We start from the raw sequence: 418 nt of genomic DNA on the forward strand, positions 1-418 counted from the left end.
CGGGGACGCGTGGGACCGGCTGTGCGGGGGCTTTACCTCGCAGGCGGGGGGGATAGTTCAGGGCGGCGCACGCGGACAGAGCATCGTCCGACGCCGGTGACAGGCGGTGATCAGCGGAGCGGGGCGGTCCCAGTCGCGCGGTGCCGATGCGCGGAGGCCGGCAGAAAGGCGCGACGGAAAGCAGGTCGTTCAGCCCGTTCCTGGTGGTGATGCCGACAGGGGCTCAGCCGGCGGTGTACCCGCCGTCGACGGTCAGGACCGATCCGGTCACGTACGACGACTCCGACGACGCGAAGAAGAGCACCGCGTCGGCGACCTCTTCGGGGGTGGCGAGGCGCTGGAGCGGGATCGTGCTCTCGCGCTGGCGGCGGTAGGCCTCGGGGTCGGGCCTGCGCTGGAACGCCGCTTCGATGATCGG

At 71.8% G+C, this 418-nt stretch carries 1 protein-coding gene; it reads right to left on the reverse strand.

Annotated features, from left to right (window positions below; all coding sequences use genetic code 11):
• Positions 1–223: 223 nt before the first annotated feature.
• A partial coding sequence (locus M8J73_RS36680; RefSeq protein WP_249829586.1) for an SDR family oxidoreductase occupies positions 224–418 on the reverse strand: 195 nt, incomplete at its 5' end.

Origin of the sequence: Streptomyces neyagawaensis, assembly GCF_023516595.1 — a bacterium.
In the GTDB taxonomy this organism is placed as follows: domain Bacteria; phylum Actinomycetota; class Actinomycetes; order Streptomycetales; family Streptomycetaceae; genus Streptomyces; species Streptomyces neyagawaensis.